The organism is Mesorhizobium sp. WSM3866 (assembly GCF_002294795.1).
In the GTDB taxonomy this organism is placed as follows: Bacteria; Pseudomonadota; Alphaproteobacteria; order Rhizobiales; family Rhizobiaceae; genus Mesorhizobium.
Genome location: NZ_NSGC01000003.1, coordinates 48,428 through 65,557 on the forward strand (window position 1 = coordinate 48,428; position 17,130 = coordinate 65,557).

A 17,130-nucleotide genomic window follows, 5' to 3' on the forward strand; every position below is an offset into this window, starting at 1 on the left:
ATTTGCGCCTGCGTTTGGATCGACGCGGAGGTTTGACCCCGATGATCTCCCCCATCTTGTCGGAAGAAGACATCTCGCTTGACCTTGTGACAAAGGGAAAGCAATCAGCCTTGTCGAAAATCGCGATCAGGATCGCTCGAAGGAGTGGACTCGACGAGAAGGTGGTTCTCCGCGGTCTTTTCGACCGCGAGCGCCTCGCCTCGACTGGCATCGGTCGTGGCGTGGCGATCCCGCACGCTCTGCTGGAGAACATCTCCTCGCCTGTCGCGTCTTTGACACGCTTGGCCCCGCCTGTGGATTTCGACGGTCCCGACGACGACCCAGTCGATCTCGTTTACACTATCCTTTGGCCGCGCTCAGCCTCTTGCGCCTTCCTCCCTGCCCTTTCGCGAATATGCCGGCTGCTTCGGGCATCTCAGGTTCGGGAGCGGCTCCGCCTTGCACAATCCGCAGATGAGGCGTTGACCGTTCTCGAAACTCAGCTGCTCCCGAGTTCCACCAATTTGCATATTTCCCCGGATCAGATGCTCGGACAGCGCACCGACAGCTTTCGCGTACCAACGAAGCCTACCGGCGCGGTCACGATCACCGCCACACCGGCAAGCATTGCCGAGACTGTAAACATCACCACGGTCGCATTTGCTATGGCGATATTGGGACAAACATCCCTGTTTTTATGTCCTTGAGGACAACATTGGTGTGCATTCGCTTGATCTGTGGATTTTGGGACATGATCTGCGCGGTGATCTCGTCGTACTGCTCCACATCCTGTGCCGTGATGATTGCAACGAGATCCACTGATCCAGTCACATAGTAGACCTGTTGGATGTGATCCTGTTTCTCGACCCAAGCCCGGAATTTCGATAGAGCATCGTAGTTTTCGCGCTCGATCTCCATTCCGACAATGAACGTCATCGGACTTCCAGCAACCTTGCGGTCCACAAGGGCGATTTCCGCGGAGATGATCCGTTCCTCCCGCATCCGCTTAATGCGCCGCTGAACAGCGGACGCTGAAAGGCCAACCATCTCTCCAATGGCTTCCGCCTTCATCTGACAATCCCGCTGCATGATCTCAAGGATGGTTCGGTCGAACTGATCCAGTAACTCCGCCATTTTCTCCTCGCACCTGAGACTTTCCGCTGACTATAGTTCCCAATCGCGGTCAATCGTCAAAATTTGGCCGATGCTCGCTTCTCCCGCGACAATTGATGAGTTTTGCGCGTTCCGGGCATTTTGCCGGCTCAGCGTGCAGGCTGACCAGTTCTTTGGCCATTCTGCGAGCTTCGACCTGCCTCTCGGCTCGTTCATCATCGATCCATCGCTCACGAGAGGAATTGGCATGACACAGTACAATATCGCGCTTATCGGTTTCGGCGGTGTCAACCGCGCCTTGGCCGAGCTGATCGCAGGAAGCAATGATCGTTGGAATGCCGAACTCGGCTTCCGTTTAAACATCGTCGCTGTTACCGATCTCCATCTCGGCTCAGTCATTTCTCCCAACGGCATCGACGCGCGCATGCTGGTGGAAACCAGATTCGCGAGGGGCGGGTTCGCACAACTGTCCGGCGGCAGTGCCGAAGCCGACAACGAAAAGGTCATCAAGCAGGCTCCGGCTGACATTGTCGCCGAGGCGACCTTCACCAATCCGGTCGATGGCGAGCCGGCCGTATCCCATTGCCGTTGGGCACTCGAAAGCGGCAAGCACGTCGTCACAACCAACAAGGGCCCGGTTGCCCTGGCGGCCGCGGAGCTGAAGGCACTCGGGGCGCGGCGCGGCGTGATGTTTGAACATGAGGGGGCTGTCATGAGCGGCACCCCGGTCATTCGTATGGCCCAAAGGACGCTCGCGGGCGCCGGGCTTCATGGTTTCGAAGGGATTCTGAACGGCACCTCGAACTTTGTTCTTGGCCGCATGGAGGGCGGGCTTTCCTTCGCGGAGGCGGTAAAAGAAGCAAAGGGCCTCGGTTATGCGGAAGCCGACCCTACTGCCGATGTTGAAGGTCACGATGTCCGGTTGAAAGTCGTCATCCTCGCAAATGAACTACTCGGTGGAAAGCTGACGCCGCAGGACGTGGACTGCAAGGGTATTTCGGGCCTGACCGTGGCCGATATCGACGCGGCGACGCGAGAAGGCTATCGCTGGAAGCTGATCGGCTCGGCCTCGGTTCGCCAGGACGGTGGTATCGCAGCCCGTGTGGGACCGCAGCGCCTTGCGCTCGATCATGCGCTCGCCGCCGTTGGCGGGGCGATCAACGCCATCTCGCTCAAGACAGACCTTCTCGGCGCGGTGACGGTGACCGGACCCGGCGCAGGCAGGGTCGAGACGGCTTATGCGCTCCTCTCGGACATCATCACCATCCATCAGTACCGCCCTTCCGCCGACAAGAAGGAAGCTGCGTGATGACCGCTGCAAAATTGCGTATCGCCGATGTGTTCGAGCAGATTGCCGTCAGAAATCCCTATGATGGAACGGTGATCGGCAGCGTCGAAAGCACTGCTGCCGACCAGATTGCGGCGCTCATAGATCGTGCCAAATCCGGAGCTGTCTTGTCGCGAGCGCTGCCGAGACATCAGCGAGCGACAATATTGGAAAAGGCCGCCCGCGCCGTCGAGCGCCAGAACGAAGATTTTGCCCGCTTGATTGTACGGGAAGCCGGCAAAACCATCGTCCAGGCCCGCAAGGAAGCCTTTCGGTGCGTCAACACGCTGAAGCTCTCCGCGGAAGAAGCAAAACGCAACGCCGGTGAGGTCATTCCGTTCGACGCTTACGCCGGTTCCGAGGCGCGTCAGGGCTGGTTCACGCGGGAGCCGCTAGGGATCATCGCAGCGATTACTCCTTACAACGACCCGCTCAATCTCGTCGCCCATAAGCTCGGGCCGGCAATCGCCGGCGGCAACGCCGTCTTGCTGAAGCCGTCCGAACTGACCCCGCTTTCGGCGATCCGCCTTGTCGAAACGCTGGTCGAAGCCGGGTTGCCTGAGGAGATCATCACGGTCGCTGTCGGCGGCGCCGACCTGGGCAGCGCGATCGTCTCGGCGCGCGATGTCCGAATGGTGTCGTTCACCGGAGGTTTTGCGACCGGAGAAGCAATTGCCAGGACAGCAGGGCTGAAGAAGCTCGCCATGGATCTCGGCGGCAATGCACCTGTCGTAGTCCTGGCGGATTGTGACTTCGCCAAGGCGGTCGATGCGTGCGTGTCGGGCGCGTACTGGGCTGCCGGCCAGAATTGCATCGGCACCCAGCGGATTATCATCCAGGCGCCGGTCTATGAGCGGTTCCGTGAAGCGTTCGTGGCTGGTACGCGCAACCTGCTTGCCGGCAATCCAGAGCGCGAGGATACCGACGTCGGCCCGATGATTTCGGAACAGGCGGCCAAACGCGCGGAGACGATGGTCGACGACGCCATTGCCGCGGGAGCAAAGCTCCTGTGCGGGCACCGTCGAGCAGGAACAGTCTATCAGCCAACCGTGCTGGAAGGTGTGCCGAAGACATGTCGATTGTGGGCGGAGGAAGTCTTCGCGCCCGTCGTCCTCCTGCAATCCTTCGATACACTCGCCGATGCGATCGTGATGGCGAACGGTCCCGAATACAGCCTGCACGCAGGCGTCTTCACCAACAACATCGGCGACGCATTGGATGCCGCCGGGCAGATCGAGGCAGGAGGAGTGATGATCAACGACTCTTCCGATTATCGATTTGATGCCATGCCGTTCGGCGGTTTCAAGTATGGCGCCATGGGGCGTGAAGGCGTTCGCTTTGCCTACGAAGAGATGACACAGCCAAAGGTCATCTGCATCAATCGAGCCTAGCTGTCTTTCTCCCGCAAAAGAGCCGCCTTGAGAGCTCATTTTCCGCGCGTCTGACCACGAATACGCGGGAAAGCCGCATACCGGGCCGGGTACTATCCGGCAAAACCCAATAAGAATTCCACAGGGAACTACAGGCATGACGAAAAAGGCTCCTCCTGCCTTGCTCGTGGATAATGTCCACAAGAGCTACGCCAAGCATGAAGTCCTGAAGGGAATATCGCTGTCGGCTGAGAAGGGCGATGTCATCTCGCTCATCGGGTCTTCGGGGTCAGGCAAAAGCACCTTTCTGCGGTGCATCAACTTTCTCGAGATTCCTGATCGCGGCCGCTTTGTCATCAATGGCGAAGAGGTTCTCATGAAGTCCGACCAAGGTGGACTGGGGTATCCGGCCAACTGGCGGCAGATCGAGCGTATGCGGACCGGCCTGGCCATGGTGTTCCAGAGTTTCAATCTCTGGCCCCACATGACGGTGCTCCAGAATGCCATCGAGGCCCCGGTTCATGTGCTGGGGGTGAGCCGCAGCGAGGCGATTGATCGGGCCGACAGTTTGCTTGCGAAGGTCGGACTTTATGAGAAACGGCACGCCTATCCGGCCTTCCTGTCGGGCGGCCAACAGCAGCGTGCGTCCATCGCGCGTGCCCTTTGTGTCGACCCGGCCGTGATGCTGTTCGACGAGCCCACTTCCGCACTGGATCCTGAACTTGTCGGCGAGGTCCTGAAGGTTATCCGGGATCTCGCGGACGAGGGCCGAACGATGCTCATAGTGACGCATGAGATGAAATTCGCTCGCGACGTCTCCAGTCACGTGATGTTCCTGCATCAGGGGCGTGTCGAAGAAGAAGGGTCGCCGGATCAAGTCTTCGGTGCGCCGATAACTGCCCGTTGCCGAGAATTTACCGGCGCGTTGAGCGGCTGACCCTCCCTGTTTCCAACCTGACGAAAACTCAAGAAAGGGGAATTGAATGAAATTGCTGTCCATCCTGCTGACAGGGACCGCGCTCGCGCTTTCAATCGCCACGGCGAGTGCCGAAGTTCGCTTTGGCATCATGAACGAAGCCTATCCGCCCTTCTTCACCAAAGACCCCTCCGGCAAGTGGGTCGGCTGGGAAATCGAGCTGATGGATGCTGTCTGCGCCGAGATGAAGGAAACCTGCTCTGTCGTCGACATGTCCTGGGACGGGCTCATTCCAGGGCTTCAGGCGAAAAAATTCGATGTCATCTGGTCGTCGATGTCGATCACCGACGAGCGCAAGCAGACGATCGACTTCACCGACAAATACTACAACACGCCGAGCAAACTGATTGGCGCCAAGGATGGCACGACCGGAGCTTCGCCGGATGATGTTTCGGGGAAGACGATCGGTATCCAGGTGTCGACCATCCAGTCCGAATACTACAAGAAATATTTCGCCGACAAGGCATCGGAAAAAACCTACACGACGCTCGATGAGGCGTTCCAGGATCTTGCCGCCGGCCGGATCGACTACGTCTTCGGCGATTCCATACCGCTGTCGGAACTCCTCAAATCCGACTTCGGCAAGGAATGCTGCAAGGACATGGGAAATGTGAAAGACGATCCGGCCATCCTTGGATCGGGCATCGGCGGTGGACTGAGAAAAGGCGATCAGGCACTGCGCGAGAAGCTCAATGCAGCAATTACGGCTGTCAGAGCAAACGGAAAGTATGCGGAAATCTCGAAGAAGTACTTCGATTTCGACCCGTACGATAGATGAGTGTGGCTACGACAGACGACGTAAGCGCATCTGCCGTAGCCCGCTTGTCCACCGGTTATGTCTCGGGTCATTGGCCGGTGCACCGCCGGCGTTGTTCGCCGGATGCGAAGCATCGCGCTTCGCGGCTCTCGTTCCCGCCCAAAAATCAAGGTTGAACTCAGATGTCGACCTCCCAGTCGATCCTGGAAATGCTTTCCCCCTATCCGCCTGGATGGGGCGGCGTGCTTCTCAAAGGCGCGCTTTCTACCATTTCGATATCGTTGGGTGCTTACCTTCTCGGGATGCTGATTGGTCTTGGCGGGGCTCTTGGCAAACTCAAGGGCAACCCGCCGGTCCTGCTGCTTCTCGACGTCTATACGACTGCGGTTCGGGCCATTCCCGAACTGATCCTGATTATCGGTCTGTACTATGCCGGCACTGACGGTCTGAACCGAATTCTCTCGAGCTTCGGGCTTCCCAATGTCGAGATCAACGGGTTTGTCGCGGCAATCGCAGTGCTCGGAATCGTCCAGGGCGCCTACATGACCGAAGTGTTTCGTGGCGCAATCCTGGCGATTCCTGTTGGACAGATCGAGGCCGCCAGTTCCTTCGGCATGCGCCCATGGTTGAGGTTTCGCCGTATCGCTCTGCCGGCATTGATCCCGAATGCCCTGCCTGGGCTTGCCAACCTCTGGATGTCGGTGACGAAGGACAGTGCGTTGATCGCGGTCGTCGGCTATCAGGAGTTGGCGCTCGCCACGCGGATCGCGGCCGGCAACACGAAGCACTATTTTCTGTTCTTCCTGGTCGCCGCTGCCGTCTATCTCGTCATCACGCTTGTCTCCAACGTCGTCTTCGGCCTCCTCGAGAGCCGCTATCGACGCGGGCAGCCGAAAACCGCTTAGGACGCTCGCGATGAATTTCTCATGGGTATCGTCCTATTGGCCGCTCATTGCCGCAGGCGCGGTTCAGACGGTCCTCCTTCTCGTCATTTCCGTCGGGGTCGGCTTCATTCTGGCGATCGGTCTTGCGCTCGCGCAGGTCAGCGGTCCGCGATGGCTGAAATGGCTTGCCCGTTGCTACTGCACCTGCCTTCGCGGCACGCCACTTTTGATCCAACTGTGGTTGCTCTATTACGGCATCGGTTCGCTGCTGCCGATGATACCAGGGCTGCGCGCGAGCTTCCTCTGGCCGATAGTGCGGGAGGGCTTCTTCTTCGCAGCGCTCAGTTTCACGCTCAACTACGCCGCCTATGAGGCCGAAGTCCTGCGGGGTGCGCTTCTCGCCGTTCCGAAAGGCGAGCTCGAGGCAGGTCGCTCGTTCGGTATGACTTCCTGGACGCTGTTGAGACGGATCTGGCTGCCTCGCGCCATACGTATCGCACTGCCGACGATAGCTGGCGAGGTGGTTCTGCAACTGAAAGCGACACCCCTCGCCTTCACCGTGACAGTGATGGATCTCTACGCCGTCGCGTACAAGGTGAGGCAGGACACCCTGCTCGTTTATGAACCGCTGATGATCGTCACGGTGTTCTACATCTTGCTGACGCTTCTGATCACCCGCACCTTCAGGCTCGTCGAGGCGCAAATCCCGGTTCGCAGCTGAATTATCAGCTCGGCCCCAAGACGATGAAATTCCAGGAATTCTGCAGGAAGGTCTTCCATGTCCTCGAACATCTCTACTCCCTTCGCAACTGACAGTTGGGGCTCGAATGCACGCATGACGCTGTTGCCGCCCGTAAGCGGCGGTGTCGTCCTACGTCGGGAAACCCTGGCGCTCGACGGCGGACTGACCATCGATCCGATCACGAAGGCTATCGCGCCCAACATCTCAATGTCGGTCAACAACATGTTGGTTCCTGGTGACGGCGCCTTTTCCGCGCACGGGGTATCAGACCTGACTGCTCTGCCGTTTCTGTATGCCCGCTGGACCAATCCGACCGTGCGGCAACTCGAGCAGCGCATGGCCGCACTCGAAGGTGCGGAGGATGCGCTCGCAACAGCAACCGGCGTGGCCGCGATCGCAGCCACCTTCCTGACCTTTCTCAAAGGGGGGGACCATCTGATCATCAGCGACGTCTGCTATGCCGGCGCCTACGAACTGGCACACCGGATATTGCCCGAATACGGGATCGAGGTGAGCGCCGTGAACATGTCGGTCATTGGCGACGTTGTCGCAGCCTTCCGACCCAACACGCGGCTCGTCCACTGCGAAAGCCCCTGCAATCCAATCCTGCGCCTGACCGATCTGGCCGAAGTCGCGAAGCTGGCACACGAACGCGGCGCGCTGGTTTCCGTCGATTCCACGCTTGCCACGCCGGTCGCGACCCGCCCGGCCGTACTCGGCATCGATCTCGTCATTCACTCCCTGACCAAGTTCATCAACGGGCACGGCGACGCCTTGGGTGGCGCCGTGTGCGGGCGCAAGGATCTGGTGGAAAAAATCCGCTCTCGTACTGGAGTTTATCTCGGCGCTTCTTTGTCTGCCCAGAATGCCTGGCTCATCATGCGCGGGATCGACACGCTCTTTCCCAGGCTCCGGACCATGTCCGCTTCTGCGATGCAGATCGCCCGTTTTCTCGCCAAGCATCCAAAAATCAGGTCTGTCACCTACCCCGGCCTGGAAAGCCATCCGCAGCATGCCTTGGCAACACGTCAGATGGATGTATTCGGGGGAGTTCTGACCTTCCAGACCGACGACCCGCAGGCGATGGCAGCCCAACTCGCTGACAGGCTCCGCGTAGCGCACTACGCCTTTTCGCTTGGTCACCAGCGCAGCATCGTTGTCCTTCTCGATACGAACGAAATGATGAAATCGACTTACGGTCTGCGGGGCGCTCAGCTCGACGACTACCGCGCCTTCGCGGGAGACGGCGTCTTTCGCCTTTCCATTGGCCTGGAGTCGGTGGACGACCTGATCGAGGATCTTGACCAGGCGCTGCGTGCCTAAGGCTCTTGCGCGAGGGGATATGATGACCGTTGAGAGGACCGAAACCGATATGCTCGGCGAGCGGGATCTGCCCGCCGACGCGCTGTTCGGCATCCACACGCTGAGGGCAGCGGAGAATTTCGACGTATCCGGAATCCGCCTGCGGGACTTCCCGGAATTCGTTCAATCGCTTGCCATGGTCAAAAAGGCGGCTGCACGAACCAACAAGGAGCTGCGACTACTGGCTCCCGATGTTGCCGATGCAATCGATCGAGCCTGCGATCGACTGATCACCTGCGAGGACCTCATCGACCATTTCCCGATCGACATGATGCAGGGAGGCGCCGGGACCTCGACCAACATGAACGTCAATGAGGTGGTCGCGAACCTGGCGCTTCTGGAGATAGGCAAGGTGCCGGGCGACTACGCCGCGGTTCACCCCAATGACCATGTCAACCTGTCCCAGTCGACTAACGATGTCTATCCGACGGCCATCCGGGTAACGGTGATGCGCGGCTGCGCCGCCGTGCTCGAAGCGCAGCAAAGACTGCGAGATACCTTTGGCAGAAAGGGTGAGGAATTCGCTAATATCGCCAAGGTCGGACGCACCCAGTTGCAGGACGCGGTCCCAATGTTCCTTGGTCAGGAGTTCGACGCTTTTGCCGAGACCATTGACGAAGACATAATCCAGCTTCGAAAAGCCATGGAACTGATGCGGGAAATGAACCTCGGAGGCACCGCCATCGGCACCGGCTTAAATGCGCCCGAGGGATTCTCAGTCAGCGCCTGCCGTCATCTTTCGGAAATTTCTCGGCTTGAAATGGTTCCGGCACGCAACTTCGTGGAAGCAACGTCCGACACCGGAGCCTTTGTGTCGTTTTCGGGCACGCTGAAGCGGATCGCTGTCAAGCTTTCCAAGATATGTAACGATTTGAGGCTGCTCTCCAGTGGCCCTCGGGCTGGCCTTGGTGAAATCAGATTGCCTCCGCGACAGGCCGGCTCGTCGATCATGCCGGGCAAGGTCAACCCAGTCATTCCCGAGATGATGAACCAGATTGGCTTTCAAATCATTGGCAACGATCTGACGGTGACACTGGCGGCGAGCGCTGGACAATTGCAGTTAAACGCGATGGAGCCCGTGATCGTTCTCAACATCCTGCAATCGATGCGACTTCTGGCGCGCGGCATGGATATCCTGCGCGAACGTTGCGTCGACGGCATCGAGGCGGATGCCGATCGCTGCCGCTTTCTCTATGATCAGTCGCTCATTCTGGCCGCATCGCTCAATCCAGTTGTCGGATATAGCAAGGCTGCACTCTTGGCCAAGGCGGCGCTCGCTTCCGGCACAAGCCTTCGCCAGGCTGCTGAGGCCGATGGCTCGTTCAGCCGTGCACAACTGGATCAGATTTTCGGCGTCGCGCAGTCCTCCTCTGTTGTGCTGAAACGCATTTAACTCCCGAATCGACCATGGCCGTATTTACCCAGCTTTCCGACGATGACCGCGAAGCGATTTCGGTCGCCTACGGCATAGCCCCGCTGACCTCGGTGATTGGCATCGCCGACGGAAATACCGAGACGACCTATCTCTTCCGGTCACAGCGGGGCGAGTACATCGTCACTCTGTTTGAAAACGGCGCTGAGCCGTTCGATCTTGAACGCGCGTTTCGGACCATGGAGTTGTTGTCGGCCGCGTGTGTTCCCTGCCCTAAAACGTTCCGCACCGAAACGGGCGGGGCGACGATCCGTCTGTCCGGGAAGCTCGTGGCGGTGGTCGGCTTTGTCCAGGGCACGCAATCGGCTTGCGCAAGCCCGGCCCAGTGTTTCGATCTCGGGCGGCGCCTCGCGCAGATCCATCGAACGCTGATGCCTGCCTCTCCCGAAAAGAGGGAGGGACTGCCAAGGGGACCAATCCATGGGGCGCTGTTTCCGGACAATGTGTTTTTTCTCGGCGATTGCGTCAGTGGCATCATCAATTTCAGGCTTCGCCATGACGATGTCCTGATCGCAGAACTGGCAGACGTGTTGGTTCGATGGACGATGCTGAGCAACGGGGCGCTGGATGGGGAGCGCGCGGAGGCAATTCTCAAGGGATATTGCCGCGTCCGCCAGTTGCAAGACAACGAGCGCCAAGCACTGGCGGCCTTTGCTCTCGCTGCGGCTGCGACTTTTATAGCTGTTTCGGAAGGTAGTATTGATCTACGGGTTCGTGCCGAGAACGCGTTCCTATCAGCGCAAAGCCTGTTTGCAGCTAGAGAAACTCCTATTGGTGCCGCATGAAAAGGCTTCTTGACCGGGCAGACGAGCGTATTCTTATGGAACTGACCAGGAACGCGCGTATTTCGCATGCGGACCTGGCCGCGAGGGTCAATCTTTCTCGCAACGCCGTCCGCCAGCGGATTGAACGCCTGGAGCGGGATGGCCTAATTCGGGCATATACGATCGTTGCAGGCGAAGGACGCATCGCGACTTCAACGATTGCGGCACTGATGTTTGTTTATCGCAATGACCGGATGCGGGGGGCCGACGTCATTCAAGCACTGCGACGGATCCCAGAGGTCGTCGCCTGCGACGTGGTGAGCGGTGAATTCGACCTGGTCGTCCGTGTAGAGGCGACGGAGGCCGATCGCACACGGCAGATCTGGCAGGAGATTTCCGCATTGCCCGGTGTGCGAGACACCCTCACAGCGTTCGCGCTATCGTCGATGATCCGGCGTTGAACCTTTATGGATTCCCCTCCTTAGGCCGTGCGACCGATGGGAGGGATGTCCGACTTGGGGGCCGAGAGCGGGCTGTCCGCTTTCTGCAAGAAAGTCGAAACGCCACCTTCTCCCGGAAGGCTAGTGCTTCAAGATCTGGCTGAGGAACAATTTCGTTCGCTCGTGGCGCGGGTGACTGAAAAACTCGTCGGGCGTGCCCTCTTCGACGATCTGCCCAGCGTCCATGAAAATGACGCGGTCGGCCACTGCACGGGCAAAACCCATCTCATGCGTTACACACACCATGGTCATGCCGTCGCGGGGCCAATCCAGTCATGGTCTCCAGCACCTCCGAGACCATTTCCGGGTCGAGGGCAGAGGTCGGTTCGTCGAAAAGCATGACGTCCGGTTTCATGCACAGGCTGCGGGCGATCGCGACACGCTGTTGCTGGCCGCCCGACAGCTGGACCGGGAACTTGTTCGCCTGCTCGGGAATACGGACCCGTTCGAGGAACTGAATAGCGGTCTTGCGTGCTTCCATGGCGGAAACACCTTTGACCCACATTGGCCCGGCCATGCAGTTCATCAACACCGTCATATGCGGAAACAGATTGAAGTGCTGGAACACCATGCCAACATTGGAGCGGACGGCGGCGACGTTCTTCATCTTGCCATGCAGAGCGACGCCGTTGACGACGATATCGCCGCCCTGATGCGCTTCGAGGCGGTTGAAGCAGCCGATCAGTGTCGACTTGCCCGAGCCGGACGGCCCGCAGATGACGATGCGCTCGCCTTTGTGGACAGTCAGGTTGATGTCCTTCAGTTCGTGGAACTGGCCGTGCCATTTGGAAACTGCCCTGGCTTCAATGATAACCCGCGCGCTCATCGCACTTTGCTCCTGGCGTAGTGCCGTTCGATCCGCGACTGGATCAGCTCGAGGCACATCGACAGCACCCAATAAATGATGGCGGCCGAGATCAGCATTTCCATGTGCTGGAAGGTCTTCTGGCCGAGCGTTCGTGCCAGGAACATCAGCTCCCAAACGCCGATGACGGAGACCAGCGAAGAATCCTTCAGCATCGAGATGAACTGGTTGCCGGTCGGCGGAATGATGACCGGCAATGCCTGCGGCAGGATGATGCGGCGCATGGTCAAGGCGAAGCCGAACCCATGGAGCGCGAGGCCTCCCATTGGCCCCGATCGATGCTCTGAATGCCGGAGCGGAATATCTCGGTCATGTAGGCGCCGTAGCAGAGCGACAGCGCCAGTATGCCGGCGGGCACGGCATTGATGACGAAGCCGAGCTGCGGCAGCATCTCAGGTTCGGGAGCGGCTCCGCCTTGCACAATCCGCAGATGAGGTGTTGACGGTTCTCGAAACTCAGCTGCACTCGAGTTCCACCAATTTGCATATTTCCCCGGAGGGGTTGGAGTTGTCTCGTATGGGGATGCAGCGCTGCCTTGCGGGGCGCGGTGCGATGGCCTCATTTCCGAGCACCCCTGACCGCTACACACCGCGATGATGCCCGAAAACTTCCTCGTAGGCCCCCCGTTCCCCGGCTGTATTGGCGACGGGCGAGCCAGCGGGCCACTAGGAACGCTGGAACTACGTGAGATGGCTGCGTGTGGACAAATTGGGTGCAGTCTAGGCTTCGACTGGACGGGTGTCACACTACCGCATGGGAAGAGCGCTCTTTCTGGGAAGTAGACGAGAATGGTTAAGCCGAAGAAAAACGACAAGCCAGTTTCAAGGCAGTTCGAGTCTAACATTAACCGTGACAGCAGCTTGCTGCCGATGCTGATCGGCGGGCTTGTCCTGAATCATTATCGGGGCAACCGTCGTTATGATGTTCGTTTAGTTTCGCATGGGTACCGACGCGAATAGCGGCCGTGACCCACCCGCCATTAGGCCTGCTGATCAATTTGACAGGACTCTGGCCTCGTTACGTGGATGTGTGGTGACGCGAAGCTCAACGGCGGGCGCGGTCGATAGAGATGTTGCTAGGCGCGCATCCGTACGCCGCCGCGTCTCCGCCTGCCCATCGCCCGCAGCCGACATCGAGACTACATTTTTGACCTTCGGCTCGAAAGCAGGAGGGGGAACGACTGGGCAACACTGTGGGACTTTCCGTGGGACTTTGCGTGCCGAACTCTGCCAATGTACGCCGTTCGTTCCGCTCTTCCATTTTGGGGCTTGCTCAAAATGGTTCGGAACCCTATGGGGATGCCGTTCGGAGTGTAGCGCAGCCTGGTAGCGCACCTGATTTGGGATCAGGGGGTCGCGTGTTCGAATCACGCCACTCCGACCAGTTTCCTGAACATCTTAGAGCCCGCGCTTCGGGAACCCTGTCGGCCTTCAGAAGTTCTGTTGCCATGGCCGACACTCCAAGGACCCCCACCATCGCCCGCATCTGGCGCGGCCGGACCTTGCCGGAAAAAGCCGACGATTATGAAGCTTACAATTACGAGACCGGCATCAAGCCGCTCATCGAAAAGGCACTCGGCGTCCAGACATTTCGCGAGGACACGGCGACCCATTCCGAGTTCGTGACGATCTCCTATTGGGAGAGCATCGAGGCAATGGCGCGCTTCACCGGCGGCGGGCCGACCCAGGTCCACCACCTCGACCGCGACGCGGAATTCCTGATCGAGCTGCCGAAGAGCGTGCAAGTGCTGCGCTTGCTCACCAGCCATGGCAGGACGGGCTGAAGGTGTCCAGCATCGAGCAACAGGCCTTGATCTCTGAAGGGAGCCGTCGGCGTGGAACCGAGTAAACCCGCCGGGCGAGTCCCCAACAACCTCGAGCCCGGCGAGCCTACAACCCGATCTGCAATGTGACCGGGACCGGGATCAACCGGCCCCTTCCACGCTGCAACATGGATGCCAGGGAAATGGCTCGAAATGGGACAGCCACGATCGTCCCGCAACTCCGGACGGAAAACCACTACGCGCTTTTCCCGGAGTTGCTCTAAACTCCGGGCAAACGGGGCAAGGGGAACCTGGATGCCTGTTCTCGAGGCGCTGCTGTCGCTGATCGGCCCGGCCTATTTGGCCTATTATGGCTTCGCCGTTCCGGTCGCGGTCGCCTGGGCAATCCTGTGCGCTACTCTGTGGATTTGGAACAACCGGCCGAGCAAGAGGCAGAATGGCAGCGTCGCCCCATCGCGGACGGCAGCCTGGTGTTCTTCGTCTTTGTCACCGCATGCTACGTGGCAGCGCATACGGGGGTCTATCTGCTGGCTCGGCATCTGGCCGGACTATGGGCGTAAAGAGCGCACAACCTCGAGAACAGCCTTCCTCGATATTCTAAATATCGAACTCGCCCTGGCCCTCATCCATGGCGCTGACGGTCTCGGCGGCAAGCGCTCGGGTGATCGGCGTCTTGCGCTCGAGAGCGGCGCGGTCGAGGCGCTCCACGACCCGCATGGCAGTCGCCAGCGAGCGTTCGATGCGCCGCACCAGATATTGCACGACATGCGGCTCCACCTCGACCTGGCGGTCGGCGAAGAGCTTGGTGATAACGCCGGCGAGCAGCAGGTCGTCCGGCTCGTGGATCTCGATGGTCGCAGCCGCTTTCAGCCGCGAGATGAGGTCCGGCAGCACGACGCGCCAGGCAGAGGGAAAGCGCCGCGCCGTCAGAAGCAGCGTGGAGCCGGCGCCGCGCACGGTGTTGATCAGATGGAACAGGCCTTGCTCGTCGATCGGGAGCTTGTCGATGTCGTCGATCAGCGCGGGGCTCGCGCCAAGCCCGCCAATGTGCTCGCCGATGCTGTCGGGAGCGATGGCGACAGCGTGCGCATGCGCTTGCCAGATCTGGGCAAGATGCGTCTTGCCGGTCCCGGGAGGGCCGGCGAGCACCACCACCGGCGCGGGCCAGTCCGGCCAGCGGTCGACCAGTGCTGCGGCCTGCGCGTTGGCCCCGGAGACGACGAGCTCGTCGCGCGAGTAGCCGGTACCGTGGCCGAGATCGAGCGGCAGCTGGCGCGGTGGATCGGTTCGTTCGCCAGCCATTTCAGCCACGCGGCTGTGAGCGGCGGCCGCCGCCGCGATCCGCCGGCAAAGGAGGTGCTGGCTCTGTGGCATGGCCGTTGTAAAGCGGCGATTCGAGGTAGCGGGCAATCGCAAAGCGCACCAGCACGGCAATGGCCGCCGAAGCCGGCACCGCAATCAGCAGGCCGACGAAGCCGAACAGCGCACCGAAGGCAAAGAGCGCGAACATCAGCCAAACCGGGTGCAGGCCGACGCTTTTGCCGACCAGCCTCGGCTGCAGGATATTGCCCTCGATGAACTGGCCGACGAAGAACACGCAGACCACCGCCACGATCATCGTCCAATCCGGCCAGAACTGGACGAAGGCGACGCCGACAGCAAGCACCAGCCCGGTCAGCGAGCCCACATAGGGGATGAAGGAGATCAGCCCGGCAAAGAAGCCGATGAGGATGGCGAAGTTCAGCCCCGTCAGCGTCAGGCCGGTAGCGTACATGGCGCCCAGCACAAGGCAGAGCGTGCCCTGCCCGCGCACGAAGCCGGCGGTGGCGGTGTTGATGTCGCGGGCAAGCGCCCTGACCGTCTCGACATAATCTCGCGGCACCCAGCTGTCGACCACGGCCACCATCCGGTCCCAGTCGAGCAGCATGTAGAAGGCAACGACCGGGGTGACGACGAAGAGGCTGACCACCGAAACCAGCGCCACGCCCGAGCTCCAGATCGAGGTGAAGACGGTGGTGAGCAGCCCGAAGCCGGTGGTGAGCAGCGAGTTCAGTCCTTCGCGCAGGCTGGCCGCGTTGACGCCAAAACGCTGCTCCAGCCACTTCGGGTCGAAGCTGGTGATGAGCGACTGCAGGCGGGTGAGATATTCCGGCAGCTTGCGCGCGAAATCGGCCATCTGCGTGGCCAGCACAGGGACCAGAATAACGAAGGCGAGCACCACGACGACGACGAAGGCAATGAGGATCACCACCGTCGCCATCAGCCGGGAGAGGCCGAGCCGCTGCAGCCGATCAGCCACCGGATCGAGGAAATAAGCGAGCACCATGCCGGCGACGAAGGGCAAGAGGATGCCGGAGAAGACATAGAGGAACAGCGCCAGAAGCACGGCGACGATCAGCCAGAACGCGATCTGCCGGCGCAACGCGGTCGAGGCCGCGGCCGTCCAGGCTTCGCCGTCAGGTGTCCGTGCTGGAATTGCCCGACTTGGTGTTGCTCGTCCGGGAGCCTTCGCCATAGCCACTCATATGCCTTAGCCAGGCCACGAGATAGGCCGCGGCCGAAGCCACGGTCAAGACCCCCGAGAGCAATATGAGGGCCGGCCGGAGCGGATAGAGATGCATGGAAAAGGCAAGCTCGCCCAGCACAAGCGCCGCCAGCGCGATCTGCACGGCGGTGTTCACCTTCGACACCAAGAGCGGCTTCATCTCGACCGGCTGCGCCATCACGCTGGACAAAAGCACGGCGCAGACGATCAGCGCGTCGCGCGAGACCATGGTCACGACAAGCCAGAGCGGCAGTTCCCCGGCATAACCCATGACGACGAAGACCGAGACCAGGAGGAGCTTGTCGGCGACCGGATCGAGATAAGCGCCGAGCCGCGAGAACAACCGGTAGCGGCGAGCGATGAAACCGTCGACGCCGTCGGAGATGCCGGCGACGAGGAAGCCGGCAAAGGCCCAGTCCCAGCGCGCCTGCAGCATGGCCAGCACCACGGCCGGCACCAGCAACAGCCGCATGATCGTGATCATGTTAGGTATGGTCACGTGATGTCCCATCATGGGTTTTGTTGGAAGATAGTTGATGGAGATGAGAGGCGCACGCAAGGGAGGAGTTGCGGATCTCCCCGCTCGAGGGGGAAGATGGTCTCTGGCGCACAAGGCGCTGGAGCTCCACGCGAGGCGACCCCCTCTGTCGCCTCCGGCGACATCTCCCCCTCAAGGGGGGAGATTGGCTCTCACGCGCCTTGCCCCTCGAAACCATTCATGCGATGAGCCC

Annotated in this window: 16 protein-coding genes, 1 tRNA gene and 2 pseudogenes; 13 read left to right on the forward strand and 6 right to left on the reverse strand. The window is 60.2% G+C overall.

Annotated elements, in window-relative coordinates:
- The first annotated feature begins 41 nt into the window (after window positions 1–41).
- Complete coding sequence (locus CK222_RS08245) at window positions 42–686, forward strand: PTS sugar transporter subunit IIA (RefSeq protein WP_067330499.1); 645 nt, start codon at window positions 42–44, stop codon at window positions 684–686.
- On the opposite strand, the gene CK222_RS08250 is transcribed toward CK222_RS08245, so the two are convergent.
- A complete protein-coding gene (locus CK222_RS08250) occupies window positions 643–1,113 on the reverse strand; it encodes an Lrp/AsnC family transcriptional regulator (RefSeq protein WP_095800021.1) in 471 nt (156 codons plus the stop codon). The genes CK222_RS08245 and CK222_RS08250 overlap by 44 nt on opposite strands.
- Window positions 1,114–1,339: 226 nt before the next feature.
- Between CK222_RS08250 and CK222_RS08255 the strand changes: the two genes are divergently transcribed.
- From CK222_RS08255 to CK222_RS08300, 10 genes are all read left to right on the forward strand, one after another.
- Window positions 1,340–2,401: a homoserine dehydrogenase gene (locus tag CK222_RS08255; RefSeq protein ID WP_095800317.1), complete on the forward strand. Its 1,062-nt coding sequence runs from the start codon at window positions 1,340–1,342 to the stop codon at window positions 2,399–2,401.
- On the forward strand, window positions 2,401–3,810 hold the full coding sequence (locus tag CK222_RS08260; RefSeq protein ID WP_095800022.1) for an aldehyde dehydrogenase family protein: 1,410 nt from the start codon (window positions 2,401–2,403) through the stop codon (window positions 3,808–3,810). The genes CK222_RS08255 and CK222_RS08260 overlap by 1 nt, the downstream gene beginning before the upstream one ends.
- A 136-nt stretch (window positions 3,811–3,946) precedes the next feature.
- Entirely contained in the window at window positions 3,947–4,726 is a 780-nt protein-coding gene (locus CK222_RS08265; protein WP_095800023.1) for an ABC transporter ATP-binding protein, read from the forward strand.
- Between the two features lie 46 nt (window positions 4,727–4,772).
- Window positions 4,773–5,543: a transporter substrate-binding domain-containing protein gene (locus CK222_RS08270; protein WP_095800024.1), complete on the forward strand. Its 771-nt coding sequence runs from the start codon at window positions 4,773–4,775 to the stop codon at window positions 5,541–5,543.
- Window positions 5,544–5,704: 161 nt separating this feature from the next.
- Window positions 5,705–6,427, forward strand: coding sequence for an ABC transporter permease subunit (locus CK222_RS08275; protein ID WP_067330484.1), 723 nt, complete (start codon window positions 5,705–5,707; stop codon window positions 6,425–6,427).
- Window positions 6,428–6,437: 10 nt separating this feature from the next.
- Window positions 6,438–7,127, forward strand: a complete 690-nt coding sequence (locus CK222_RS08280) for an ABC transporter permease (protein ID WP_095800025.1) — start codon at window positions 6,438–6,440, stop codon at window positions 7,125–7,127.
- A gap of 114 nt (window positions 7,128–7,241) precedes the next feature.
- Window positions 7,242–8,471 carry an aminotransferase class I/II-fold pyridoxal phosphate-dependent enzyme gene (locus tag CK222_RS08285; RefSeq protein WP_095800026.1) on the forward strand — a complete coding sequence of 410 codons (1,230 nt, stop codon included), beginning with the start codon at window positions 7,242–7,244 and terminating at the stop codon, window positions 8,469–8,471.
- 22 nt (window positions 8,472–8,493) lie between these two features.
- On the forward strand, window positions 8,494–9,903 hold the full coding sequence (locus CK222_RS08290) for an aspartate ammonia-lyase (protein ID WP_095800318.1): 1,410 nt from the start codon (window positions 8,494–8,496) through the stop codon (window positions 9,901–9,903).
- Between the two features lie 14 nt (window positions 9,904–9,917).
- Window positions 9,918–10,727, forward strand: coding sequence for a phosphotransferase (locus CK222_RS08295; protein WP_095800027.1), 810 nt, complete (start codon window positions 9,918–9,920; stop codon window positions 10,725–10,727).
- Window positions 10,724–11,167: an Lrp/AsnC family transcriptional regulator gene (locus CK222_RS08300; RefSeq protein WP_095800028.1), complete on the forward strand. Its 444-nt coding sequence runs from the start codon at window positions 10,724–10,726 to the stop codon at window positions 11,165–11,167. The genes CK222_RS08295 and CK222_RS08300 overlap by 4 nt, the downstream gene beginning before the upstream one ends.
- Before the next feature lie 120 nt (window positions 11,168–11,287).
- On the opposite strand, the pseudogene CK222_RS08305 reads toward CK222_RS08300, so the two are convergent.
- A pseudogene (locus tag CK222_RS08305) lies at window positions 11,288–12,032 on the reverse strand (amino acid ABC transporter ATP-binding protein).
- Window positions 12,029–12,459, reverse strand: a pseudogene (locus tag CK222_RS08310) (amino acid ABC transporter permease); the annotation flags it as partial. The pseudogenes CK222_RS08310 and CK222_RS08305, both read right to left, overlap by 4 nt.
- 918 nt (window positions 12,460–13,377) lie before the next feature.
- Between CK222_RS08310 and CK222_RS08315 the strand changes: the two are divergent.
- Window positions 13,378–13,454: transfer RNA gene (locus CK222_RS08315), tRNA-Pro, on the forward strand.
- A 64-nt stretch (window positions 13,455–13,518) separates the two neighbouring features.
- Complete coding sequence (locus CK222_RS08320) at window positions 13,519–13,854, forward strand: hypothetical protein (RefSeq protein WP_095800029.1); 336 nt, start codon at window positions 13,519–13,521, stop codon at window positions 13,852–13,854.
- A 597-nt stretch (window positions 13,855–14,451) separates the two neighbouring features.
- Here CK222_RS08320 and hdaA read toward each other — a convergent pair.
- The 3 genes from hdaA to CK222_RS08340 are packed head-to-tail and all read right to left on the reverse strand — an operon-like array spanning window position 14,452 to window position 16,898.
- Window positions 14,452–15,156, reverse strand: a complete 705-nt coding sequence (hdaA, locus tag CK222_RS08330) for a DnaA regulatory inactivator HdaA (RefSeq protein ID WP_095800030.1) — start codon at window positions 15,154–15,156, stop codon at window positions 14,452–14,454.
- A gap of 1 nt (window position 15,157) precedes the next feature.
- Entirely contained in the window at window positions 15,158–16,369 is a 1,212-nt protein-coding gene (locus CK222_RS08335) for an AI-2E family transporter (protein ID WP_067330460.1), read from the reverse strand.
- On the reverse strand, window positions 16,311–16,898 hold the full coding sequence (locus CK222_RS08340) for a CDP-alcohol phosphatidyltransferase family protein (RefSeq protein WP_067330741.1): 588 nt from the start codon (window positions 16,896–16,898) through the stop codon (window positions 16,311–16,313). Before CK222_RS08340 ends, CK222_RS08335 begins: the two co-directional genes overlap by 59 nt.
- Window positions 16,899–17,130: the final 232 nt, after the last annotated feature.

What these genes read in the sequence shown, in the direction of transcription:
- CK222_RS08245 (WP_067330499.1), top strand. Translation starts at nt 42, where the DNA reads ATGATCTCCCCCATCTTGTCGGAAGAAGACATCTCGCTTGACCTTGTG.
- CK222_RS08250 (WP_095800021.1), bottom strand. Translation starts at nt 1,113, where the DNA reads ATGGCGGAGTTACTGGATCAGTTCGACCGAACCATCCTTGAGATCATG.
- CK222_RS08255 (WP_095800317.1), top strand. Translation starts at nt 1,340, where the DNA reads ATGACACAGTACAATATCGCGCTTATCGGTTTCGGCGGTGTCAACCGC.
- CK222_RS08260 (WP_095800022.1), top strand. Translation starts at nt 2,401, where the DNA reads ATGACCGCTGCAAAATTGCGTATCGCCGATGTGTTCGAGCAGATTGCC.
- CK222_RS08265 (WP_095800023.1), top strand. Translation starts at nt 3,947, where the DNA reads ATGACGAAAAAGGCTCCTCCTGCCTTGCTCGTGGATAATGTCCACAAG.
- CK222_RS08270 (WP_095800024.1), top strand. Translation starts at nt 4,773, where the DNA reads ATGAAATTGCTGTCCATCCTGCTGACAGGGACCGCGCTCGCGCTTTCA.
- CK222_RS08275 (WP_067330484.1), top strand. Translation starts at nt 5,705, where the DNA reads ATGTCGACCTCCCAGTCGATCCTGGAAATGCTTTCCCCCTATCCGCCT.
- CK222_RS08280 (WP_095800025.1), top strand. Translation starts at nt 6,438, where the DNA reads ATGAATTTCTCATGGGTATCGTCCTATTGGCCGCTCATTGCCGCAGGC.
- CK222_RS08285 (WP_095800026.1), top strand. Translation starts at nt 7,242, where the DNA reads ATGACGCTGTTGCCGCCCGTAAGCGGCGGTGTCGTCCTACGTCGGGAA.
- CK222_RS08290 (WP_095800318.1), top strand. Translation starts at nt 8,494, where the DNA reads ATGACCGTTGAGAGGACCGAAACCGATATGCTCGGCGAGCGGGATCTG.
- CK222_RS08295 (WP_095800027.1), top strand. Translation starts at nt 9,918, where the DNA reads ATGGCCGTATTTACCCAGCTTTCCGACGATGACCGCGAAGCGATTTCG.
- CK222_RS08300 (WP_095800028.1), top strand. Translation starts at nt 10,724, where the DNA reads ATGAAAAGGCTTCTTGACCGGGCAGACGAGCGTATTCTTATGGAACTG.
- CK222_RS08320 (WP_095800029.1), top strand. Translation starts at nt 13,519, where the DNA reads ATGGCCGACACTCCAAGGACCCCCACCATCGCCCGCATCTGGCGCGGC.
- hdaA (WP_095800030.1), bottom strand. Translation starts at nt 15,156, where the DNA reads ATGGCTGGCGAACGAACCGATCCACCGCGCCAGCTGCCGCTCGATCTC.
- CK222_RS08335 (WP_067330460.1), bottom strand. Translation starts at nt 16,369, where the DNA reads ATGGCGAAGGCTCCCGGACGAGCAACACCAAGTCGGGCAATTCCAGCA.